Source organism: bacterium (genome assembly GCA_019637795.1).
Taxonomy (GTDB): domain Bacteria; phylum Desulfobacterota; class Binatia; order HRBIN30; family CADEER01; genus JAHBUY01.
On sequence record JAHBUY010000001.1, the window covers coordinates 520450 to 544610 of the forward strand.

General features: G+C 73.1%; 17 protein-coding genes and 1 pseudogene. 15 read left to right on the forward strand and 3 right to left on the reverse strand.

The features are described from left to right. Window positions 1-45: 45 nt before the first annotated feature. Both KF840_02285 and KF840_02290 read right to left on the reverse strand, forming a co-directional pair. The gene (locus KF840_02285; protein MBX3023716.1) at window positions 46-2409 is read right to left on the reverse strand and encodes a hypothetical protein; all 2364 of its coding nucleotides are present in this window, start codon (window positions 2407-2409) and stop codon (window positions 46-48) included. Window positions 2410-2413: 4 nt separating this feature from the next. Further along, window positions 2414-3301 (reverse strand): alpha/beta hydrolase fold domain-containing protein, encoded by an 888-nt coding sequence (locus KF840_02290; protein ID MBX3023717.1) that lies wholly within the window; start codon window positions 3299-3301, stop codon window positions 2414-2416. 131 nt (window positions 3302-3432) lie between these two features. Here KF840_02290 and KF840_02295 point away from each other — a divergent pair, with 131 nt between their 5' ends. The 15 genes and pseudogenes from KF840_02295 to KF840_02365 all read left to right on the forward strand — a co-directional run bounded on the left by KF840_02295 (window position 3433) and on the right by KF840_02365 (window position 22217). After that, on the forward strand, window positions 3433-5763 hold the full coding sequence (locus tag KF840_02295; protein ID MBX3023718.1) for a glycoside hydrolase family 3 C-terminal domain-containing protein: 2331 nt from the start codon (window positions 3433-3435) through the stop codon (window positions 5761-5763). A gap of 296 nt (window positions 5764-6059) precedes the next feature. Continuing rightward, window positions 6060-7010: a hypothetical protein gene (locus KF840_02300; GenBank protein MBX3023719.1), complete on the forward strand. Its 951-nt coding sequence runs from the start codon at window positions 6060-6062 to the stop codon at window positions 7008-7010. A gap of 477 nt (window positions 7011-7487) precedes the next feature. Beyond that, the gene (locus tag KF840_02305; protein MBX3023720.1) at window positions 7488-8516 is read left to right on the forward strand and encodes a putative urea ABC transporter substrate-binding protein; all 1029 of its coding nucleotides are present in this window, start codon (window positions 7488-7490) and stop codon (window positions 8514-8516) included. A 77-nt stretch (window positions 8517-8593) separates the two neighbouring features. Beyond that, window positions 8594-9418 carry an ABC transporter permease gene (locus tag KF840_02310; protein MBX3023721.1) on the forward strand — a complete coding sequence of 275 codons (825 nt, stop codon included), beginning with the start codon at window positions 8594-8596 and terminating at the stop codon, window positions 9416-9418. Further along, complete coding sequence (locus tag KF840_02315; GenBank protein ID MBX3023722.1) at window positions 9418-10287, forward strand: ABC transporter ATP-binding protein; 870 nt, start codon at window positions 9418-9420, stop codon at window positions 10285-10287. The genes KF840_02310 and KF840_02315 overlap by 1 nt, the downstream gene beginning before the upstream one ends. 11 nt (window positions 10288-10298) lie before the next feature. Beyond that, a pseudogene (locus KF840_02320) lies at window positions 10299-11012 on the forward strand (urea carboxylase-associated family protein). A 60-nt stretch (window positions 11013-11072) separates the two neighbouring features. Beyond that, a complete protein-coding gene (locus KF840_02325) occupies window positions 11073-11723 on the forward strand; it encodes an urea carboxylase-associated family protein (protein ID MBX3023723.1) in 651 nt (216 codons plus the stop codon). A 61-nt stretch (window positions 11724-11784) separates the two neighbouring features. Beyond that, complete coding sequence (uca, locus tag KF840_02330; GenBank protein MBX3023724.1) at window positions 11785-15405, forward strand: urea carboxylase; 3621 nt, start codon at window positions 11785-11787, stop codon at window positions 15403-15405. Window positions 15406-15427: 22 nt separating this feature from the next. After that, window positions 15428-17194 (forward strand): allophanate hydrolase, encoded by a 1767-nt coding sequence (gene atzF, locus KF840_02335; protein MBX3023725.1) that lies wholly within the window; start codon window positions 15428-15430, stop codon window positions 17192-17194. A 229-nt stretch (window positions 17195-17423) separates the two neighbouring features. Further along, entirely contained in the window at window positions 17424-18254 is an 831-nt protein-coding gene (locus KF840_02340; GenBank protein ID MBX3023726.1) for a TorF family putative porin, read from the forward strand. Between the two features lie 113 nt (window positions 18255-18367). Continuing rightward, window positions 18368-18982 (forward strand): TetR family transcriptional regulator, encoded by a 615-nt coding sequence (locus KF840_02345; GenBank protein ID MBX3023727.1) that lies wholly within the window; start codon window positions 18368-18370, stop codon window positions 18980-18982. 53 nt (window positions 18983-19035) lie between these two features. Continuing rightward, on the forward strand, window positions 19036-19860 hold the full coding sequence (locus tag KF840_02350; protein MBX3023728.1) for a sterol desaturase family protein: 825 nt from the start codon (window positions 19036-19038) through the stop codon (window positions 19858-19860). Continuing rightward, entirely contained in the window at window positions 19857-20687 is an 831-nt protein-coding gene (locus tag KF840_02355; protein ID MBX3023729.1) for an acyltransferase family protein, read from the forward strand. The genes KF840_02350 and KF840_02355 overlap by 4 nt, the downstream gene beginning before the upstream one ends. Before the next feature lie 32 nt (window positions 20688-20719). Beyond that, entirely contained in the window at window positions 20720-21865 is a 1146-nt protein-coding gene (locus KF840_02360) for an amidohydrolase family protein (protein MBX3023730.1), read from the forward strand. Between the two features lie 46 nt (window positions 21866-21911). Continuing rightward, window positions 21912-22217 carry a hypothetical protein gene (locus KF840_02365; protein ID MBX3023731.1) on the forward strand — a complete coding sequence of 102 codons (306 nt, stop codon included), beginning with the start codon at window positions 21912-21914 and terminating at the stop codon, window positions 22215-22217. 58 nt (window positions 22218-22275) lie between these two features. Here the strand turns inward: KF840_02365 and KF840_02370 are convergent, their stop codons facing one another. Continuing rightward, window positions 22276-24018 carry a PAS domain S-box protein gene (locus KF840_02370; protein MBX3023732.1) on the reverse strand — a complete coding sequence of 581 codons (1743 nt, stop codon included), beginning with the start codon at window positions 24016-24018 and terminating at the stop codon, window positions 22276-22278. Window positions 24019-24161: the final 143 nt, after the last annotated feature.

Here is a 24161-nt window from a genome sequence, read left to right on the forward strand (position 1 = left end):
CGCGGGCCGCCGCCGGGCGTGCGCCGGCCTCGGCGCGCGCCGCGATCAGGGCCCGCAGCCGTCGTCGAGGGCGTTGTTCAGCGCGGCGATGAGCTCGTCGATCGTCACCTCGCCGCTGCCGTTGCGGTCCATGGCCGGGCAGGTGGAGACGGGCAGCGAGCCGAGGGCGATCGACACGCCGCGGATCAGCTCGTCGACGCGGACGACGCCGTCGCCGTCGCAATCGCCGACGCAGGGGATCGCGGTCGCGGTCGGCGACGGCACCGGCGTCTCGGTCGGGGTCGGCGAGGCGGTGTCGCTCGGCGTCGGCACGGCGGTGTCGGTGGCGGTCGGCGCCGGCGTCTCGGTCGGAGCGACGGTGTCGGTCGGTTCCGGCGTCTCGGTCTCGACCGGCGCCTCGGTCGGCGTCGCCTCCTCCTCGACGGTGGCGGTCGCCGACGCCTCGGGCGTCGGGCTCGGCGACGGCGTCTCGATCTCTCCGGTCGGGGTGGACGGCGCTTCGGTAATCGTCCCTTCGGCCGTCGCGGTCGGCGTGCCGGTCTCGACTTCCGCCGTCGGCGACGGCGTCGCGGTGCGGGTGACGGTGCGCGTGTAGGTCGGCGTCCGCGACGCCGTCGCCGTCCGCGTGCCGGTCGCCTCGGGCGTCGCGGTGCGGGTTTCCGTCGCCGTCGCGGCGCGAGTGGCGGTGCGGGTGGCGGTGTCGGAGGGGGTCGCGGTCGCGGTCCGCGTCGCGGTGTCGGTGCGGGTCGCGGTCGGCGGCAGCGAGCCGGTGATGACCGGCGTCGGCGTGCGCGTCGCGGTCGCGGTGCGCGTTCCGGTCACGGTGCGGGTGGCCGTGACGGTGACCGTCGCGGTGATGGTGGGCGTGACCGAGCGGGTGACGGTGAACGTGCGGGTCGCGGTCGGCGTGCGGGTGACCGTCGCGGTGCGGGTGTTGGTGGGGGTCGGCGAATGGCTCGGGGTGGCGGTGATGCTCGGGGTCAGCGTGATGGTGCGGGTCGGCGTGATGGTGCGGGTCGGGGTCTCGGTGCTGGTGCTGGTGATCGTCGGCGTCGCCGTCGGCGCGGTCGAGGTCACGGTCGGCGTCTGGCTCGGCGTCAGGGTGATGCTCGGCGTGCGGGTCACCGTGCGCGTGCTGGTCGGCGACAGCATGCCGACGACGCGGACGACGCCGTTGTTGCTCGAGGTGAGCAGGGCGTTGCCGGTGGCGCCGAAGGCGATGGCGAGCTCGTTGAGCAGCCCCAGGTTCACCTCGGTCGGGGCGTCCGCGGCGATGATGACGTGGCAGGAGTACACCAGGGTCGCCGGCAGCGGGTCGGCGCCGAACTGGCGGAAGACCGTCGCCCGCACGGTGCCGCAGGCGTCGTCCTGACAGACGAAGGTCGGCGGCACCAGGGCGGAGAGGCCGGGGTTGACGGCGCAGTCGGGCGCGCCGCCGCCGAGGCGCGCCACCGGCAGCAGGGGGTCGAAGACGATGTCGTTGCGGATGCCGACGACGACCTGGTCGCCGGGGTCGAGCGAGACGCCGATGCTCACCTGGGAGCCGGGAACGCCGAGCGCGTTGCCGACGGTGATCAGGGGCTTGGTGTTCATCGCCGAGGAGTCGGTCGGGGTCGGCGAGGCGAACGCCGGCGAGGTGCGGGTCGGCGTGGCGGTGCGCGTCGGCGTCAGCGTCAGCGTGACCGTCTCGGTCGCGGTCGGCGTCGGCGTATCGGTCGGCCGGGTCGGCGTCGCGGTGCGGGTGTCGGTGGGCGTCGCGGTGATGCCCATGGTGGGCGTGATGGTCGGCGGCACGGTGTCGGTCGGCGTCGCGGTGACCGACGGCGTGCGGGTCGCGCTCGCCGTCGGCGACGGCGGCACCTCGCTCACCACCTCGACCACGCCGGCGGCGCCGTCGGACGGCAGCGTCTGATTGACGTTGTCGCGCACCTCGACCGCCACGGTGGACAGCGGATAGCTGCCGAGCGGCGCGGCGGCGTCGACGGCCGCGACGCAACTGTAGAGCAGGCCGCCGGGCAGCGGCGGGCCGCTGCTGCGAAACACGATCACCCGCGTCTTGCGGCAGCCGCCGGCGACGACCTCGAGGCAGTTGCGCGAGATGGCGGTGTTGGCGGCGAGGTCCGGATTGAGGCTGCACTCCGGCTCGCCGTTCGGCAGCCGTTTGAACAGCACCGACGACTGCAGCTCGGCGACGATGTCGTTGCGCGCGTAGTAGACGGTCTGCGCGCCGGGATCGAGCGCGACCGGCACGTCGACCTCGCTGCCCGGCTGCGCCGAGGCCTTGCCGACGGCGACGATCGCCGGCACCACCGGCGTCCGCGTGCGGGTGGCGGTCGCCGACGGCGACTGCGCGAGGGCCGCCGCGGCCAGCCACGGCGCCGCGACGATGAAGCCGATGGTCAGGCGCAATCGATCACCCGAGATGGCGGCGCAGGAACTCGCCGATGCGCGCCTGCGCAGCGCGCGCCTCGGGCAGCAGGCCGAAGGCGTGCCACACGTGGATCATGTCGTCCCACACCTCGAGCGTCGCGTCGACGCCGGCCGCGCTGGCGCGGGCGGCGAAGCGGCGCGCGTCGTCGAGCAGGGTCTCGGCGCCGCCGACGTGCAGCAGCAGCGGCGGCAGGTGGCGCAGGTCGGCGAACAGCGGCGAGGCGAGCGGCGTCCGCGGATCGGCGCCGGCCAGGTAGGCGTCGGCCATGCGCTGCAGGCCGTCGCGCTGCACCATCGGATCGAGCGCCGCGCGGCTGGTCATCGACTCGCCGGACTGGCTGAGGTCCAGCCACGGCGACAGCAGCGCCGCCGCCGCCGGCAGCGGCACGTCGCGGTCGCGCAGGGCGAGCAGCGTTGCGGCGGCGAGGCCGCCGCCGGCGGAATCGCCGGCGATGGCGAGCCGTCGCCGGTCGAAGCCGGCGTCGAGCAGAAAGCGGTAGGCCGCCACCGCGTCCTCCACCGCCGCCGGGAACGGGTGCTCGGGCGCCAGGCGATAGTCGAGCAGCAGCGCGCGCACGCCGGCGGCGCGCGACAGGTCGGCGGCGAGCAGGCGGTGGCTGTTGATCGAGCCGATGCAGTAGCCGCCGCCGTGCAGGTAGAGCAGGGCCCGCTGCGGATCGGCGCCGGCGGCGCCCACCCACTCCGCCGGCCGGCCGCCGACCTCGCACGGGGTGCAGGTGACGCCCTCCGGCGGCGGCGCCAGCGCCGTCAGGTTCTCCATCGCCGCCCGCTGCTCGACGAAGCTCGCGTCGCGCGGAATGGGCTGGCCGCGCAGGAGATCGATCACCATCTGCAGCTCGGCGCTCGCCATGCTCTCCCCCGGGAAATCAACGATTTGTTGCCGTCGCGGAGAACGCAGCTAACCACACGCGCGCGGAATTGAGAAGGCGGCGACCGACGTCGCGATTGGGGCGCGCGCGGCCCCGTGGTACGAGCCCGGCCATGACGGATCGGGTGGACGACCTCCTGGCGCGGATGACGCTGGATGAGAAGCTCGCGCAGCTCGGCTGCGTCTGGTCGACGCAGCTCGTGGCCGACGACGCCTTCTCCCTGCCGCGGGCGAAAGAGCTGCTGCGCCACGGGACCGGCCACATCACGCGCATCGGCGCCTCGACCGGTCTGCGGCCGGCGGAGAGCGCCGCCTTCGCCAACGCCATCCAGCGCTTCCTGGTCGAGGAGACGCGGCTCGGCATCCCGGCCATCATCCACGAGGAATCGACCGCCGGCTTCACCGCCCGCGATGCCACCCAGTTCCCGCAGGCGATCGGCCTCGCCAGCACCTGGAACCCGGCGCTGCTCGAGGAGGTGGGGGCGGTGATCCGGGCACAGATGCTGGCGGTGGGGGCGCGGCAGACGCTGGCGCCGGTGCTCGACATCGCCCGCGACCCGCGCTGGGGGCGCACCGAGGAGACCTACGGCGAGGATCCGTACCTGGCCAGCCGCCTCGGCGTCGCCTACGTGCGCGGCGTGCAGGGCGACGACCTCGCCCGCGGCGTCGCCGCCACCGGCAAGCACTTCCTCGGCTACGGCGCCTCGGAGGGCGGCCTCAACCACGCGCCGGCGCACCTCGGACCGCGCGAGCTGCGCGAGGTCTACGCGCGGCCGTTCGCGGCGGCGATCCGCGAGGCGGGGCTGGCGTCGGTGATGAACGCCTACAACGAGATCGACGGCCTGCCCTGCGGCGGCTCGCGCGCCATCCTCGACGAGCTGCTGCGCGGCGAGCTCGGCTTCGACGGCGTGGTGGTCGCCGACTACTACACCACGGCGCTGCTCTGCGCCTTCCACGCCGTCGCCGCCGACAAGGGCGCCGCCGGGCGCCTGGCGCTGGCGGCGGGGCTCGACGTCGATCTGCCGCAGCTCGACTGCTTCGGCGAGCCGCTGAAGGCGGAGGTCGAAGCGGGCCGGGTGGCGCTGGCGCTGGTCGACCGCGCGGTGCGCCGGGTGCTGCGCCTGAAGGTCGCGCTCGGCCTCTTCGAGCGGCCGCTGGTCGATGCGGCGGCGGCGCCGGCGGTCTACCAGACGCCGGCGCAGCGGGCGCTGGCGCGCCGCGTCGCCCAGCAGTCGATCGTGCTGCTGAAGAACGACGCCGACCTGCTGCCGCTGTCGCCGTCGCTCGCCCGCCTCGCCGTCATCGGCCCCGCCGCCGACGACGTCCGCCTGCTGCAGGGCGATTACAGCTACCCGGCGCACCTCGAGATCATCTACCAGGGCGGCCGCCGCCGCCCGGCGGCCGACATCGCGCCGCGCCCCGACGCGGTCGCCTTCCGCCCCGGCCCCTACTTCGTGCCGATGATCACGCCGCTGGCGGGCATCAGCGCCGCGGTGAGCCCGCGCACCGAGGTGCGGCACGTCGCCGGCTGCGCGATCACCGGCGACGACGACAGCGGGATCGCCGCGGCGGTCGCGGCGGCGCGCGCCGCCGAGGTCGCGGTGGTGTGCGTCGGCGGCCGCTCCGGACTGCGACCGGAGTGCACCAGCGGCGAGTTCCGCGACGCCTCCGACCTCGGCCTCACCGGCGTGCAGCAACGGCTGGTCGAGGCGGTGGTCGCCAGCGGCACGCCCACCGTCGTCGTGCTGGTGAACGGCCGCGTCTTCGCGCTGCCCTGGATCGCGGCGCACGTGCCGGCGATCGTCGAGGCCTGGCTGCCCGGCGAAGAGGGCGGCGGCGCCATCGCCGACGTCCTCTTCGGCGCCGTCAATCCGTCCGGCCGGCTGCCGATCTCGATGCCGCGCACCGTCGGCCAGGTGCCGGTCTACTACGGCCACAAGTCGGGCGGCGGCCGCAGCCAGATGCTCGGCGATTACAGCGACGGCCCGACGACGCCGCTCTTCCCGTTCGGGCACGGGCTGTCGTACACGCGCTTCACCTACGCCGACCTCGCCATCGCGCCCGAGCGCGCCGACGCGACGGCGCCGATCGACATCCGCTGCGCGATCAGCAACGCCGGCCCGCGCGCCGGCGAGGAGGTGGTGCAGCTCTACGTCCGCGACGTCGTCGCCCGGGTCACCCGGCCGGTGATGCAACTGGTCGGCTTCGCCCGCGTCGGCCTGGAGGCGGGCGCCACCCGACACGTCACCTTCCGCCTCGACCCCAGTCAGCTCGCCTTCTTCGACGAGGCGATGCGCTGCGTCGTCGAACCCGGCGACTTCGACGTGCTGATCGGCGCCTCGGCCGCCGACATCCGCCTGCGCGGCCGCTTCACCATCGACGGCCCCGAACGGACCCTGACCATCCCGGACCTGGTCCCCACCGCCGTGACCTGCGCCGGCTGAACCGGCCCTTGCCCGGCGGGGCCGTGGGGGAATCGAAGCGGCGCGCGGATCGGCCGTCGGCGTCCCGCGGGATGCCAGGGGCGTGCGCTGCAGCAGCCGCCCGGTCCGGGCCGTCGGCGTTCGCCGCTTCCCAAAGGCGAGAAAAACTCCTTGAGACAGCTCTGCGCCGATGGGTATCGCTGGCGGTAGCTGGCAGTGGGCAGCGCCGGCCGGGGGGAACATTCGAGTCAACGGGGAGCCTCGAGGGGGGCCGTCCGGCCGGACTGACGCATCACCATCCCCAGGAGTGATCTGTGATGAGGAAGAGCATCGGATTGTTCACCGCCGCCGCACTGACCCTCAGCGGGTCGGTCACTTTCGCTCACGTCATCGACCCGGCCACGGACAAGGCCGCCGCCAAGCTGCGGGCCGACGTCGCCAAGCAGGTGGCGAAGTACACCTTCTGCCTCGTCAAGGCGGCGGCGGGTTGCGAGAAGGGCGGGGCGACCTCCGCCGTCGAGTGCAACCTCGGCACCGGCGCGGTCGCCTACGAGATGCCGGCCGGCGCCGCCACCGCCAAGTTCAACGCGGCGATCGGCAAGTGCGACGACAAGATGGTGCTGAGCAAGAAGGGCAACGACTACATCGGGATCGGCTGCCCCGGCGACTGCGACGCGGGCACGCCCGGCGTCCAGCAGTGCGCCGGCATGAGCGCCTTCGAAGCCTCGGTCGAGTCGGCGGCGGCCAGCAGCGCCAAGGGCCAGCTCGGATTGTTGGCCACCCTGATCGACCTCGCGTGCGGCACCGATCTGGGGGTTCCCAACACCGACCCGGCTCGCATCAAGTGCGCCACCGACCAGGCGAAGCTGATGAGCAAGTACGCGCAGGGCGTGTTCAAGTGCCAGGCCAAGTGCGAGAACGATTTCAAGAACAGCAAGGGCAATGGCGGCCCGAGCAACGGCGCCGAGTGCAAGGCCGGCGACGTGGGCGCCGCCCCGGCCTTCGCCACCTGCGTCAGCGCCGGGCTGGGCAAGGTGTCGCCGAAGTTCTCGCCCAGCGTGGCGGCGCTGGTGCCGGCCATCAACGCCGTGGTCAACGACGCCACCGGCGGCCTCTACAACCGCTTCGACCCCACCACGGCCGATCCCAGCGCCAGCCCGTGCGGCACCTGCGGCAACGCGACCCGCGAGGGCGCGGAGCAGTGCGACGGCGCGGACGACGCCTTCTGCGGCGGTCCGGCGTGCAAGCCGGATTGCACCTGCCCGTAAGCCATCGTCGGCGCGGCTCCAGGGGTGGCGGCCTTTCGGCCGCCACCCCGTCCGCGGCCAGCGGCGCGGGCGGCGCCCCCGCATCTCCGGCGCCTCGCCACGACACGCTCCCCGGTCCTGCCCACGATTCGAGCAGGACTGACTAGCGAAGGGGCATCGCCGCGAGCGTGATTCGAGTTCGCCGGGGCGGCTGGAACCCGTCCCGGGGTGGCATGCATCTCGCTCTCCGGTGCCTTCGCGACTAGGGTTCCGGCCGGCTCATACCCCGGCGACTGGTCCGAGGGTCGCGATCCGGCGACGTGCCGGACACACGGCGGGACAAAAGCCCGGGAGGAATGTCCGAGTGGGGGAACCCCTCGGTTGGGCCTCCTGACGCGGGGCGCCGCCGGGCGGGACTCCCGTCATCAGCACATGGGAGGACTGGCGATGCGCGAGACGACGAGGATCCGGATCACGGCGCTGCTCGGCGCGGTGGCGATGCTGGCGCTGCTCGGCGGCGGCACGGCGCGGGCGGAGGAGAAGAAGCAGTTCACCCTCGCCTGGACGATCTACGCCGGCTGGATGCCGTGGCCCTACGCCGCCGACGCCGGCATCGTGAAGAAATGGGCCGACAAGTACGGCATCGGCATCGACGTCGTGCAGGTCAACGACTACGTCGAGTCGATCAACCAGTACACCGCCGGCAAGTTCGACGCGGTGACGGTCACCAACATGGACACGCTGACGATTCCGGCCGCCGGCGGGGTCGACACCACGGTGGTGATCGTCGGCGACTACTCGAATGGCAACGACGGCATCGTGCTCAAGGACGGCAAGACGCTCGCCGACATCAAGGGCCGCAAGGTCAATCTGGTCGAGCTGTCGGTGTCGCACTACCTCCTCGCCCGCGGCCTGGCGAGCGTGAAGATGAGCGAGCGCGACGTGAAGACGGTCAACACCTCCGACGCCGACATCGTCTCCGCCGCGGCGTCGCCTGACGTCAACGCGCTCGTCACCTGGAACCCGCAACTGAGCGAAGTGGTCAAGATGCCGAAGATGACCGAGGTGTTCTCGTCGAAGCAGATCCCGGGCGAGATCCTCGATCTCGCCGTCGTCCACAGCGAGACGCTCAAGGACAATCCCAGCTTCGCCAAGGCGCTGGTCGGCGCCTGGTTCGAGACGCTGGCGCTGATGGCGAAGAACGACGACGCCGGCAAGGCGGCGCGCAGCGCGATGGCCAAGCTCTCGGGCACCGACCTCGCCGGCTACGATGCCCAGCTCGCGACCACCGCGATGTACTACGAGCCGAAGGCCGCCGTCGCGTTCACCAACAGCCCCGAGCTGATCAGGTCGATGGACCTGGTGCGCACCTTCTCCTTCGAGCACGGCCTGCTCGGCGAGGGCGCCAAGACCAAGGACGCCGTCGGCATCGCCTTCCCCGGCGACAAGACGCTCGGCGACGCCAAGAACATCAAGATGCGCTTCACCAGCCAGTACATGCAGATGGCCGCGGACGGGAAGCTGTAAACGGCGCGGCCACCGATGGACACCGAGCGCTCGTATTCGCGTCCGTCGCCGGCCATCGGTGCGTCCGTGGAGGCGTGATGGCGCGCCGCCTGATCAACCGCCGCCTCGACCGCCTCGGGCTGGTCACGCTCGGGCTGGCGCCGTTCCTGTTGCTGGTCGCGCTCTATGCCGGGGCGTCGGCGCTGCGGCACGCGGAGAACGACGGCGACAAGCTGCTGCCCACCGGGACGGCGTTCGTCGATGCGGTGCGGCGGGTGGCGATCGAGCCGGACGCGCGCACCGGCGACGTGCTGCTGTGGGCGGACAGCGCGGCGAGCCTGCGGCGACTGGCGCTCGGCCTGCTGGTGGCGACCACGCTGGGGATGATCGTCGGCGTCGCCACCGGCCTGATCCCCTACGTGCGCGCCGGCCTGTCGCCGCTGGTCGCCGTCGCCTCGATGGTCCCGCCGATGGCGCTGCTGCCGATCCTCTTCATCGTCTTCGGCCTCGGCGAGCTGTCGAAGGTGGTGCTGATCGTCATCGGCATCTCGCCCTTCATGATGCGCGACCTCGCCCTGCGCATCGAGGAGCTGCCGAACGAGCAGCTCGTCAAGGCGCAGACGCTCGGCCTCTCGTCGTGGCACATCGTCACCCGCGTCGTCGTGCCGCAGATGCTGCCGCGCCTGCTCGACGGGCTGCGCCTGTCGCTCGGCCCCGCCTGGCTGTTCCTCATCTCGGCCGAGGCGATCGCCGCCGAGGTCGGGCTCGGCTATCGGATCTTCCTGGTGCGGCGCTATCTGGCGATGGACGTCATCATCCCCTACGTGGCGTGGATCACGACGCTCGCCTTCCTCATGGATCTGACCCTGCGCGCCCTCAACCGCCGCGCCTTCCCCTGGCTCTACGTCGGACGCGAGGCCTGATGAGCACCGTGTCCGTCCGCAACCTCTGGAAGACCTACGACGGCCAGGTGGTGCTCGAACGCATCAACCTCGAGGTCGGCGCGCACGCGTTCGTCTCGATGGTCGGCCCGTCCGGCTGCGGCAAGACCACCTTCCTGCGCCTGCTCCTCAGCCAGGAGACGCCGAGCAGGGGCGAGATCCTGCTCGACGGCGCGCCGCTGGCGCCCGAGCCGACGCCCGACCGCGGCGTCGTCTTCCAGCGCTACTCCGTGTTCCCGCACCTGACGGTGCTCGAGAACGTCGCCCTCGGGCTCGAGGTCGAACACTCGCCCCTGCTCGGCCGCCTCTTCGGCGCCGCCCGCCGCGCGGTGTTCGCCCGCTGCCGCGAGATGCTCGACCACGTCGGGCTGCACGGCGCCGCCGACAAGTACCCGGCGCAGCTCTCCGGCGGCATGCAGCAGCGCCTCGCCATCGCCCAGACGCTGGTCAAGCGGCCGGCGCTGCTGCTGCTCGACGAGCCGTTCGGCGCCCTCGATCCCGGCATCCGCGCCGACATGCACGTCCTCATGCGCCGCCTCTTCGACGAGACCGGCATGACGGTGTTCATGGTCACCCACGACCTGCGCGAGGCCTTCCAACTCGGCACGCGCGTCCTCGCCTTCGACCGCCATCGCACCCGCGAAGAAGAGCGCGAGGCCTACGGCGCGACGATCATGTTCGACCTTCCGCTCGACCGCGACCGGCGTCGCCGCGAGGCCGAGCGCGAGATCGCGGCGCGGCTCGCCGCCGCCCACGCCAGCCAGGACGACCTGGCGCGCGATGCGGAGCCCCACGCCGGGCTCCACCTCGGGACGACCCGACGTTCCCCCGTCCTCGCCGGCGGGCATTGAGGGAGGTTTTCATGGTTACCGAGGCGGCTCTGTTCGAGGACGAGCTGGCCGGCGGCGCGCACTGGTCGTTCGTCGTGCGCCGCGGCACCATCCTGCGCCTGATCGACGTCGTCGGCGGCGCCAACGTCGGCATGCTCCTCTACAACCCGGCCAATCCGCTCGAGCGCTACAACATGCCGGACACGTTGAAGTGCCAGCACACCTTCAAGCTGACGCGCGGCCACTGCCTGTACTCCGACATGGGACGCATCTTCTGCTCGATCGTCGACGACAGCGTCGGCTGGCACGACACGGTCGGCGGCAATTCCACCCGCGCCGGCGTCGCCGCCCGCTGGGGCCACCGCTCCTACCAGGAGGCGCGCAACGAGTGGACGCAGAACGGTCACGACAGCTTCCTCGTCGAAGCGGCCAAGTACGGCCTCGGCCGCCGCGACCTCGCCGCCAACGTCAACTGGTTCAGCAAGGTGAGCGTCGCCGACGATGGCGCGATGACCTTCCACCCCGAGCACTCGCGCCCCGGCGACCACGTCGCGCTGCGCTTCGAGATGGACACGCTGGTGCTGCTGCACACCTGCGCCCACCCGCTCGACCCCGCGACCACCTATCCGCGGCGCCCCGTCCGCTACCAATTGCTCAGGGCGGAGCCGGTCGCCGCCGACGACTACTGCCGCAACGTCCGCCCCGAGAACTGGCGCGGCTTCGAGAACACCCGCCTCTACCACCTCGACCCGCCGCTGCCCGGCGACCCGCCGGCGCTGCCGCGCCCCTCCGAAAAGGCCGAGCCGCTGCGCGTCCGCACGCTCGCCAGCCCGCGCCTCGCCGCGGACGCCGTCTTCCGCCACGTCATCCCCGCCGGCGACTACTGGCTGCACCAGGTGCGCGAGGGCCAGGCGCTGCGCATCGTCGACCTCGAGGGCAACCAGTCCGCCGATACCCTCTTCTACGCCGCCGCCGATCCGGCGGAGCGCTACAGCGCCGTCGACACGCTGCGCGCGCAGCACAACATCTACCTCGGCGTCGGCACGCCGCTGCGCTCGACCGCCGGCCGCGTCATGCTGGAGATCGTCGCCGACACCGTCGGCCGCCACGACACCCTCGGCGGCGCCTGCGCCACCGAGTCGAACACCGTCCGCTACGCGCTCGAGAAGAAGACCATGCACGCCTGCCGCGATAGCTGGCTGCTCGCCGTCGGCGAACGCCCGGAGGTGGGCATCGGCAAGCGCGATTTCGGCCCCAACATCAATTTCTTCATGAACGTCCCGGTGACGCCCGACGGCGGCCTCACGTTCGCCGACGGCGTCTCCGGACCCGGCCAGTACGTCGAGATGAGGGCGGCGATGGACGTGTGGGTGCTGATCTCCAACTGCCCGCAGCTCAACAACCCCTGCAACGCCTACAATCCAACGCCGATCGAGGTGCTGATCTTCGATTCCTGAGCGGCGCCACGGAGGCGCGCGGCGACCGCCGCGATCCTCCGTGCTGCTCGATGGTTGACCCATGTTCGAGACGGTCCTGGTCGCCAATCGCGGCGCCATCGCCTGCCGCATCTTCCGGACGCTGAAGCGGATGGGCGTGCGCTGCGCCGCGGTGTACTCCGACGCCGACCGGCATGCGCGGCACGTCGCGATGGCCGACGTCGCGCTCGCCATCGGCCCGCCGCCGGCGGCGCGGAGCTATCTCGACGTCGACCGCATCGTCGCGGCGTGCCGCGCCAGCGGCGCCGAGGCGGTGCACCCGGGCTACGGCTTCCTGAGCGAGAACGCCGCCTTCGCCGAGCGCCTGGCGGCGGAAGGCATCCGCTTCATCGGCCCGCGCCCCGAGCACCTGCGCGAGTTCGGCCTCAAGCACACGGCGCGCGCCGCCGCCGAACGCTGCGGCCTGCCGCTGCTGCCGGGCACGGGGCTGCTCGCCGACGCCGCCGCCGCGGCCGACGCGGCGGAGCGCATCGGCTACCCGGTGATGATCAAGAGCACCGCCGGCGGCGGCGGCATCGGCCTGCAGCGCTGTCACGCGCCCGACCAGCTCGCCGCGCTGTTCGCCTCGGTGCAGCGGCTCAGCCGCAGCAACTTCACGGACGGCGGCGTGTACCTGGAAAAGTACGTGCCGCGCGCCCGCCACGTCGAGGTGCAGATCTTCGGCGACGGCCGCGGCGGCGTCCTGGCGCTCGGCGAGCGCGACTGCTCGCTGCAGCGCCGCCACCAGAAGGTGGTCGAGGAGACGCCGGCGCCGCGGCTGCCCGAGGCGACGCGGGCGGCGATGCTCGACGCCGCCGCGCGCCTCGGCCGCGACGTCGCCTACGAATCGGCGGGCACCGTCGAGCTCATCTACGACGACGACGCCGACGCCTTCTACTTCCTGGAGGTGAACACCCGCCTGCAGGTCGAGCACGGGGTCACCGAAGCGGTCACCGGCGTCGATCTGGTCGAGTGGATGGTGCGGCAGGCGGCCGGCGAGCTGCCGCCGCTGACGACGCTGGCGCCGACGGCGCGCGGCGCCGCGATCCAGGTGCGGCTCTATGCCGAGGATCCGGGCAAGAACTTCCTGCCGGCGTGCGGCCGCCTGACGCACGTCGCCTTCCCGCCCGAGGCGCGCGTCGACGCGTGGGTCGAGACCGGCACCGACATCACGCCGCACTACGATCCGATGCTGGCGAAGATCATCGTCCACGGCGACGACCGCGACGCCGCCCTCGCCCGCCTGCGCGCTGCCCTCGCCGCCACCGAGGTGTGGGGCGTCGAGACCAACCTGGCGTACCTCGCCGCCATCGCCGACTCGGAGCTGTTCGCCTCCGGCCGCGTCAGCACCGCCGCCCTGGCGTCGTTCCCCTTCGCCCCCGACACCGTCGACGTCCTCGCCCCCGGCGCCCAGAGCAGCCTGCAGGACTGGCCCGGCCGGCTCGGCTACTGGCACGTCGGCGTGCCGCCGAGCGGTCCCATGGATCCGCTCTCGCACCGCCTCGCCAACCGCGTCCTCGGCAACCCCGACGACGCGGCGACCCTGGAGATGACGCTCGCCGGCCCGAGCCTGCGCTTCAACCAGGACGCCGTCATCTGCCTCGCCGGCGCGGCGATGACGGCGGCGCTGGACGACGTGCCGGTGCCGTACTGGGAGGCAGTGCCGGTCGCCGCCGGCCAGGTGCTGACCCTCGGCCGCATCGCCGGCCCGGGTCAGCGCGCCTACCTCGCGGTGCGCCACGGCTTCGACGCGCCGCGCTACCTCGGCAGCCGCGCCACCTTCGCCCTCGGACACTTCGGCGGTCACGCCACCGGCGTGCTGCGCACCGGCGACGTGCTGCGCCTGCGCGCCGCCGGCGCCGGCGCGCCGCTCGCCGCGCCGTTGCCCGAGGCGCTGCGCCCGGCGCTGACCCGCGCCTGGGATCTCGGCGTGCTCTCGGGCCCGCACGGCGCGCCCGACTTCTTCACCGCCGACGACATCGCGACCCTGCTCGGCGCGTCGTACGAGGTCCACTTCAACAGCGCCCGCACCGGCGTGCGCCTGATCGGTCCGAAGCCGCAGTGGGCGCGCGCCGACGGCGGCGAGGCCGGCCTGCACCCGTCGAACATCCACGACAACGCCTACGCCGTCGGCACCCTCGACTTCACCGGCGACATGCCGATCCTGCTCGGCCCCGACGGCCCCAGCCTCGGCGGCTTCGTCTGCCCGCTCACCGTCGCCCAGGCCGAGCTGTGGAAGCTCGGCCAGCTCGCGCCCGGCGACACGGTGCGCTTCCGTTTGCTGGACCCGGACGAGGCGGCGGCGCTGCGCGCGGAGCAGGATCGGGGCATCCGGGAGGGCGCCGCTCCGGCGGTGGCCGGCGCCGGGCGCGCACGCGTCTCCAGCCGCCCGGCGCCGGCGGCGCGGCCGCCGGCGGACGCGATCATCGACACCCTCGACGCCAACGGCACCGCCGTCTGCCTGCGCCGGGCGGGCGACGACTATCTGCTGGTCGAGCTCGGCGCGCCGCAGCTCGACCTGACGCTGCGCTTCCAGGTTCACGTGCTGATGGAGCAGGTGCAGGCCCTGGCGCCCCCCGGGCTGATCGATCTCACCCCCGGCATCCGCTCGCTGCAGGTCCACTACGACAGCCGCGTCCTGCCGCTGGCGCGCCTGCGCGGCGTGCTCGGCGACGCCCTGTCGGCGCTGCCGCCGGTCGACGACATCGCGGTGCCGACGCGCATCGTGCACCTGCCGCTCTCCTGGGATGACGAAGCGACGCGCCTCGCCATCCGCAAGTACCAGGAGCTGGTGCGCCCGGACGCCCCCTGGTGTCCGTCGAACATCGAGTTCATCCGCCGCATCAACGGCCTCGCCGACGAGGACGCGGTGCGCGCCATCGTCTTCGGCGCCAGCTACCTGGTGCTCGGCCTCGGCGACGTCTACCTCGGCGCGCCGGTGGCGACGCCGGTCGACCCGCGCCATCGCCTGGTCACCACCAAGTACAACCCGGCCCGCACCTGGACGCCGGAGAACGCGGTCGGCATCGGCGGCGCCTACCTCTGCATCTACGGCATGGAGGGCCCCGGCGGCTATCAGTTCGTCGGCCGCACCGTGCAGGTCTGGAACACCTGGCGGCAGACGCCCAACTTCACCGGCGACAGGCCCTGGCTGCTGCGCTTCTTCGACCAGATCCGCTTCTTCCCGGTGAGCGCCGCCGAGCTCGCCGCGGCGCGCGAGGCCTTCCCGCACGGCGCCTACGCGGTGCGCACCGAGGAGGCGGTCTTCCGCCTCGCCGACTATCGCCGCTTTCTCGCCGAGCACGCCGCGTCGATCGCCGCCTTCAAGTCGACGCAACAGGCCGCCTTCGCCGCCGAGCGGCAGCACTGGCGCGACCTCGGGCTCGACGCCGCGGTCAGCGAGGAACCGGCGGCGGCGCCGGCGCCCGACGAGGTGCCGGCCGGCCACGTCGCCGTCGAGTCGCCGATCCCCGGCAACGTCTGGAGGATCCTCGTCGCGCCCGGCGACCGGGTGCATGCCGGTCAGGTGGTGGCGCTGCTCGAGTCGATGAAGATGGAGATGGAGGTCCTCGCCCCCGCCGACGGCCTGGTGAGCGAGATCCAGTGCCAGGTCGGGCGCACCGTCGGCGCCGGCCAGCACCTGCTGCTGCTGGCGACGGAATGATCGCGATGCGCGGAGCCGACGGATGACGATCGAGTCCCTGCGGGCCGAGTATGACGGGGGGCGATCGCCGCTCGACGTGGTCGACGAAACCTTCGCCCGCATCGCGGCGAGCGCCGATCCCGCCGCGTGGATCGCGCTGCGCGATGCGCACGCGGTGCGCCGCGAGGCGGCGGCGCTGCGCGACGCGGACCGCGGGCGGCTGCCGCTGTGGGGCGTGCCGTTCGCGGTGAAGGACAACATCGACGTCGCCGGCATCGACACCACGGCGGCGTGCCCGCCCTTCGCCTATCGGCCGCGCGCCGATGCGACCGCCGTCGCGCGGCTGCGCGCCGCCGGGGCGCTGGTGATCGGCAAGACCAACCTCGACCAGTTCGCCACCGGCCTGGTCGGCGTGCGGTCGCCGTACGGCATTCCGCGCTGCGTCTTCGACCCCGCGTACGTGTCCGGCGGCTCGAGCTCCGGCTCGGCGGTGGCGGTGGCGCGCGGCGAGGTCGCGTTCGCGCTCGGCACCGACACCGCCGGCTCCGGCCGCGTGCCGGCGGCGTTCAACCACGTCGTCGGCGTCAAGCCGACGCGCGGCCTGATCGGCGCCGGCGGCGTCGTGCCGGCGTGCCAGTCGCTCGACGTGGTCAGCGTCGTCGCCGCCAGTTGCGGCGAGGCCGACCTGGTGCGGCGCGCCGCCCAGGGCGCGGATCCGCGCGATCCCTACTCGCGCTCGGCGCCGGCGCGGCCGTTGCCGCGGTGCGGTCTGCGCGTCGGCGTGCTGGCGGCGCGCGACCGCGACTTCGAGGGCGACGCGGCGGCGGCGGCGCAGTACGACCGGGCGGTTGCCGGCGCCGCCGCGCGGTGGGAGACGCGCAAGATCGACTACGCGCCGTTCCGCGAGACGGCGGCGCTGCTGTACGACGGCCCGTGGCTGGCGGAACGCTGGCTCGCCCTCGCCGACGCCCTGGCGCGCCACGGCGAGGCGGTCGACGCGACGGTACGGGCGCTGGTCGAGCCCGCGGCCCGCCTCACCGCCGCCGACGCCTTCCGCGGTCTGCACCGCCGCGCCGCCCTGGCGGCGCGCGCCGCCGCGGTGTGGGAGGCGGTCGACGTGCTGCTGCTGCCGACGGCGCCGACCCAGCCGCGGGTCGACGCCGTGCTCGCCGATCCCATCCGCCGCAACGCGCCGCTCGGCCGCTACACCAATTTCGTCAACCTGCTCGACTACTGCGCGGTCGCCGTGCCGGCGGGCTTCCGCCCCGATGGCCTGCCCTTCGGGGTGACCCTGATCGCGCCCGCCTTCGCCGACGACGACCTCGCCGCCATCGCCGACCAACTGCACCGAGCGCTGGAGCCGACCTGGGGTCTGGCGCGCGCGCCGCTGCCGGAAGGGCTCCCGGCGGCCTGCCGCGGCGGCGGCGTGCGCCTGGCGGTGGTCGGCGCGCATCTCACCGGCCTGCCGCTGAACCACCAGCTCGTCGAGCGCGGCGCCGCGCTGGTGGCGCGCACCCGCACCGCCGGCGGCTACCGGCTCTACGCCCTCCCCGGCAGCGCGCCGCCGAAGCCGGGCCTGGTGCGCGACGCCGCTGCCAGCGGCCCCGGCATCGAGGTGGAAGTGTGGGAGCTGTCGATCCCCGCCTTCGGCGCCTTCGTCGCCGAGGTCCCGCCGCCGCTGGCGATCGGCACCGTCGTCCTCGCCGATGGCGACCGCGTCAAGGGCTTCGTCTGCGAGCCCGCCGCGGTCGTCGGCGCCGAGGAGATCACCCGTTTCGGCGGCTGGCGCGCCTATCTCGCCGCCCGTTGAGACCTGTCGGCGCGCCGCTGCCCACGATTGCGGCACCGCCGCGCCGCCGAATTGGGCACCCTCGCGGCATCGGCCGAGAAAATCGCACCCACCGCGCCAGGCAAATCCGCGCCGCCCGCTGGTATGGGCGTTGCTCTCTCACGGGGCAAACACAACGCGGCTGATCGTGCGGCGCCCGGGTGCGTGGGAGCGCGCGCGGTCGGCTCAACCGGGAGAGAGGGGGCACTGAATGAGCACCACCACACGTATCGCCGTGATCGTCTGCAGCGTGCTGGCGATCCACGCCACACGCGGCTGGGCGCAGGAGCCAGGCGGCGAGGCCGAGTCGACGGAGACCGCCGGCCAGGTCAAGGCGGAGGACAAGGCAGCGTCGGAGAAGACCAGTTGGCTTCCCGGCGGCCTGTCCGGCAACGTCGCGGTCTACAGCGACTACTCCTTCCGCGGCATCTCGCAGACCAAGCGCAACGCGGCGATCCAGGGCGGCATCGACTGGAACCACGACAGCGGCATCTTCCTCGGCACCTGGGCTTCGCCGGTCGATTTCGGCGACGCCTACATGGAGAGCGACTGGTACGGCGGCTATCAGGGGGCGATCGACAACTTCTCGTACAAGGCGAGCGTCACCTATTTCTACTATCCGAACTTCGCCACCGCGAACTACTGGGAGTTCGGCGCCTTCTTCGGCTACGACTTCGGCGTCCTGTCGGTGAACACCGGCTTCATCGGGTCGCCGGACTACTTCGGCTCGCTCGGCACCGGCGAGTACGTCCCCTTCGGCTTCGCGATCCCGATCGGCACCGTCTCCTGCCCCTTCCCTGGCAAGGAGTGGGAGAACTGCTTCGACCTCGGCTTCAGCGCCAATGCCGGCTACACGCACAGCGACGAACAGATCTTCCCGAACACGCACCACTACTGGGACTACAACGCCGGCCTGACGGCGACGATGCCGTTCAATCTGGCCCTCGACTTCCGCTTCGTCGGCACCGACGTCGAGAACTTCTCGGGCTTCGACAACGCCGGCGGCAACCGCTTCGTCTTCGGCGCCAAGTACAGCTTCTGATTGCGGCCGCCGCGCGGCGCCACGAGGGGCACGGAGACATCCGTGCCCCTCTTTTTTTCGCGTCAGAAACAATCAGGCTTGATTGTTTCTTTTGGATCGCCTAGATCCGACGCGTGGCTCCCACCCGCCGGACCCAGGCCGAACGCAGCGCCGCGACCCAGGCGAAGCTGCTCGACGCGGCGCTCGACTGCCTGGTCGAGCTCGGCTACGCCGGCACGACCACGACCGTGGTCGCCGAGCGCGCCGGGGTGTCGCGCGGCGCCCAGTTGCACCACTTCCCGACCCGCGCCGCCCTGGTCGCCGCCGCCGTCGAGCATCTCTACCGGCGCATGACGGCGGAGTATCAGCGCGGCTTCGCCGCCCTGGCGCCGCGCGCCGAGCGGCTGCGCGGCGCCATCCGGCTGCTCTGGTCGATGTATTCCAGCCGCCACTTCCCGGCCGTCCTCGAGCTCTTCACCGCGGCGCGGTCGGATGGCGAATTGCGGGCCCATCTCGAGCCGATCGCCAGCCGGCACGAGCGCAACGTCCATCGCCTGGCGCGCGCGTACTTCCCCGAGGCCGCCCGCCTGGGGCGGCGCTTCGATGCGACGCTGGCGCTGGTGCTCGATGCGATGCAGGGCATGGCGTCGAGCGATGCGCGGCGCGGACCGGTGAGCATCGCCGCCCGTCTCGATTTCCTGCACGACATCGCCGCCGCCGCCCTGGCGAGCGCCACGGAGCCTTCGTGAACCGCCTCGACCTCGACCTCACCCTCTACGCCGTCCCCGCCTTCTTCGCCCTCATGGCGCTCGAGGCGGCGCTGCTCGCCGGCACCGCCTGGCGCGGCTACGAGCGGCGCGACACGGTCGCCAGCCTGACCATGGGCAGCGTCAACGTGCTCATCAGCATCGCCGGCAAGGCGCTGCACTTCGCCCTGCTGGCGCTGGTCGCCCGCGCGGCGCTGTTCGACATCGCGCCGTCGTGGTGGAGCTGGCCGCTGCTGCTGCTGCTCGGCGATCTCGCCTACTACTGGTTCCACCGGCTGTCGCACGACGTCCGCTTCCTCTGGGCGGCGCACGTCAACCACCACTCGAGCGAGCGCTACAACCTGTCGACGGCGCTGCGCCAGTCGTGGACGACGCCGTTCACGCTGATGCTCTTCTACTGGCCGCTGGCGCTGCTCGGCTTCCCGCCGGCGATGATCCTCACCGGCATCGCGCTCAACACCATCTACCAGTTCTGGATCCACACCGAGCTGATCGACCGCGTCGGCCGGCTCGAAGCGGTGCTCAACACCGCCTCGCACCACCGCGTCCACCACGGCACCAACGTCCAGTATCTCGACCGCAACCACGGCGGCATCCTGATCCTCTGGGACAAGCTGTTCGGCACCTTCGCCGCGGAAGGCGAGCCGGTCCGCTACGGCCTGACGCGCAACATCCACACCTTCAACCCGCTGCGCATCGCCTTCCACGAATGGCAGGCGCTGTGGCGCGACGTGCGCCGCGCCGCCACCTGGCGCGATCGGCTCGCCTACTGCCTCGCCCCGCCGGGCTGGAGCCCGGATGGCTCCTCGCTCACCTCGCGCCAGCTCCAGGCGCGCGCCGCCGCCGAGGCGGCGCGGTGACCCACCCCTCGCCCGTCGAGCTGGCGGCGGCGAAAGTGCTGCTCGAGCCGTGGCGTTGGCTGACCGCGCCGCGCTTCAGCGGCCTCGAGCACCTGCCGCGCGACCGGCCGGTGCTGGTCGCCGCCAACCACACGCTGATGGGCGTGCTCGACGCGCCGCTGCTGGTGCTCGGCCTGCACGACCACACCGGCGTCTTCCTGCGCGCGCTCGGCGACCACCTGCACTTCCGCGTCCCCATCTGGCGCGACCTGCTCGCCCACTTCGGCACCGTCGACGGCAGCCGCGCCAACTGCCGGCGCCTGATGCGCGCCGGCGAGTCGATCCTCGTCTTCCCCGGCGGCGGCCGCGAGGTGTTCAAGCACAAGCGCGAGCAGTACCAGCTCATCTGGAAGGAGCGCGTCGGCTTCGTCCGCCTGGCGGTGCAGTTCGGCTACCCGATCGTGCCGCTCGCCGCGGTCGGCGCCGAGGAGTGCTACGACATCCTGGTCGACAGCGACGAGCTGCTGCAGACGCCGCTCGGCCCGCTGCTGCGCCGGATCGCGCCGCGGCCGGACGAGATCCCGCCCCTGGTCCACGGCATCGGCCCGCTGCCGCGACCGGAGCGCTTCTACTTCCACCTCGGCCGGCCGATCGAGACCGCGCCCTGGCGCGGCCAGCAGGACGACGACGCGCTCTGCCTGCGCCTGCGCGAACGCGTCCGCCGCGCCATCCAGCGCGGCATCCGCCAGCTCCTCGCCGACCGCGCCCGCGATCCGCAGCGCTCGCTGCCAGCGCGCCTGCTGCGACAGGTGCGTCGGGCGACGCGCCCGCGCTCCCGTCCCCGGTGATCCGCCGCCAGCCGCCGTGGTAGGGTCGCGGCATGCGCGTCGTCGACAGCGATCAGCATCTCTACGAACCGCGCACCCTGTGGCGCGACCACATCGATCCCGGGCTGCGCGACGAGGCGCTGCGCATCGAGGACGACGCCGGCGGCACGCCGCGCCTGCGCTGGCGCGCGCACGAGCTCGGCATCGCCGAGGTGCAGATTCCCGGCCGCTCGGACGAGGTCGGCGAGCGGCACCGCCGCGCGCGCGCGGGCCTGCCGGCCGGCGAGCGCTACGACGACGTGCTGCCGCGCGACTACTGGGAGCCGGCGGCGCGGGCCGCGAAGCTGGCGGCGCTCGGCGTCGACGAGGCGGTCCTCTTTCCCAACTACGGCCTGCTCTGGGAGCGCGCGTTGCACGCCTCGCTGCCGGCGCTGCGCGGCAACATGGCGGCGTGGAACCGCTGGTGCGCCGCGGTGGCGCGCGACGGCGGCGGCGCGCTGCACCCGGTCGGCCACTGCACGCTGCGCGATCCCGACTGGCTCGAGCGCGAGCTGGCGGCGTTGGCGCGCGCCGGCGTGCGCCTGGCGATGATCGCCCCCTCGCTGGTCGACGGCCGTCCGCTCTCGCATCCCAGCCACGACCGCCTGTGGGCGGCCTTCTGCCGCCACGGCGTGACGCCGGTCTTTCACGTCGCCGACCAGCCGCGCCCCTTCGCCGATGCCTGGTACACCGACCAGGGCACCGCCTTCGTGCCGGCGCTCGAAGCCGTCTTCCTGCACGTTCCGCCGGCGCTCGGCTGCGCCGACCTCATCCTGAACGGCGTCCTGGAACGCTTTCCCGACCTGCGCCTCGGCATCGTCGAGCTGTCCGCGATGTGGGTGCCCATGTTCCTGATGATGCTCGACGGCGCCTGGGCCTTCACCCGCCAGATCAGCGGTCTGCGCGCCGACGCCCTGCCGCTGCAGCCGAGCGACTACTTCCGCCGCCAGGTGCGGGTCTCGTCGTTCGCCTACGAGATGCCGTCGCGCGTCGTCGAGCAGCTCGGCGGCAACGACCTGCTCATGTGCTGCTCCGACTACCCGCACTCCGAGGGCACCGCCACCCCGCTCGCCGACTACGCCGCCTTCGGTCTCGACGCCACCGGCGCCACCGCGCCGGCGTTCTTCGCCGGCAACGCCGACTTCCTGCTCCGCCGCTGATCCCGCCTGGCAAGCCCGCCGCGTCCGGTCTACGTAGGGAAGGGCGATGAACGGGCACAACAAGACCGAAGCGTGGATCTTCGATGCCAGCGGCACGCCGCGGCACGGCTGGCTGGAGATCGTCGAGGACGGCGGCGAGCTGCGGCCCGCCGACCGCGGCTGGCAGCGGGTGAGCGGCTATCCGCTCGAAGGCGGCGCGGCGCGGCTGGCGCTGTGGGCCGACCAGCGCGACAAGTACGTGCTGCGCCTCGACCTCGGCAGCATCCAGCGCTGGCTGATCTGCGAGCGCTTCCCCGCCCTGCTCCACGCCGCCGGCTCGTTGAGCGCCCTCATCCAGCTCGGCCGCGCCTGACCGCCCGCCGCGGGGCGGGTCGGTGGGGTCGTTCCCGAGCGGCCCGGGCGGGCGGCGCTCAGTGCACGGTCGCCGCCGCCTCGCGCGCCGCCGGCACCGCCGCGGCGCGCGGCAGGGTGAAGCGGAAGGTGGTGCCGCGCTCCGGGTTGGGCGTCGCCCACAGCAGCCCGCCGTGGCTCTCGATGATCGATCGGCTGATCGCCAGCCCCATGCCGAGGCCCGCCGGCTTGGTGGAGAAGAAGGGATCGAAGATGCGCGGCGCGAGCGCGCCGAGGCCGCACCCCGGATCGGCGACGGCGACCTCGAGCTGTCCGGCGGCGTCGGCCCCGATCGAGACCGTGATCCGATCGCCGTCCGCCGCCGCCGTCACCGCCTCGAGCGCGTTCAGCAGCAGGTTGACGATCACCTGTTCGATCTGGATGGCGTCCACCGACGCGAACCATTCGCCGCGCGGCGCGGCGATGGCGATCGGCAGCCTGGCGCGCGCCGACTCCGCCGCCACGGTGTGCGCGGCCTGCGCCACCAACGCGGCAACGTCGACGATCTCGCGCTGCGGCGGCCGTTTGGCGACATAGGAGCGGATGCGGCGGACGATCTCGCCCGCCCGCAGGCCCTGCGCCGCGATCAGCTCGAGCCCCTGCAGCAGCTTGGCGCGCTCGTCGCGGCCGCTGCGCACGTAACGGGCGCAGGCGCTGGCGTAGTTGACCATCGCCGCCAGCGGCTGCGTCAGCTCGTGCGCCATCTCGGCCGCCATCTCCCCCATGCTGCTGAGGCGCAGCACGTGCGCCAGCTCCGCCTGCTGCTCGCGCCGCTCCTCCTCGAGCCGCTTGCGCTGGCTGATGTCGCGCAGGATGGCCTCGAAGCCGATCACCGCGCCGCTGCCGTCGCGCAGCGTCGAGCCGGAGATGGACACGGTGAGCTCCGTGCCGTCGCGCCGGCGCCAGCGCATCTCGACGTCGCCCAGCGGGTCGCGGCTGTCGATCAGCGCGCGGCCGCGCTCGACGTCGGTCGGCGCGAACAGCGCCGCGGCATTGGTCCCGAGGAGCTCGTGCGGCTGGTAGCCGAACCTGGTCACCGACGGGCTGATCATCTCGATGCGACCGCTCGTGTCGACCCGCAGGTACACGTCCTGGATGCGCTCGAAGATGCCGCGGAAGCGCCGCTCGCTCTCGCTCGCCCGTGCCGTCGCCGCCCGCAGTTGCGCCTTCTGCCGCCGATCGCGCGCCCGCCGCTGCTCGGCGCGCAGCCGCGCCTCGTCATTGGCGCGGTGGATGAACAGCGCCACCGGGGTGGCGACCAGGAAGATCGGCAGATACTCGTTCACCCAGGGGCTGCCCGAGAGCACGTGGCCGGCGAGCCACCCGAGGTCGACGGCGGCGATGAGCGGGTACGCCCACGCCGCCGAGACGCACAGGTAGCCGACGGCCAGGATGACCAGCGCCAGGAAGCCGATCTGGCTGTCGTCGCCGATCAGCGCCCACCCGAGCAGCACGCGGACGACGAGGACGGCGAGCGCCAGACCGAGCGCCAGGTGGGCGCGGCGGTGCGGCAGACGGCGGCGGGCCTGCGCGCGGCGCAGCCACAGCATGGCGCACATCGCCACGAGGGTGACCGCGAACAACACGCCGCCGCGTGGCAGGCCAGCGCGCAGCAGCGGCAGCGGCGCGGTGACGGCGTAGGTAGCCGCCAACCCGCCGGCGACGTTCCACGCCATCCGATAGGCGGCGGCGCGGTGGATCGCCGCCCGTCGCAGCGGCGACAGCTCGGTCGCCTCGTCTTTCTTCGCTCCGCCCGTCGACATCGCGTGCGGGCGCCCGGCGCCCGCTCCAGATGGCGACCACTACACAGCAAATCGCCACTCGTTGCCAGCGCGGAAGCGGGCGAGGCCGCGCCCACGGAGGACGCGGGGCGGCCTTGCTCGCCGCGCCTCGCATGCGAAAGGAA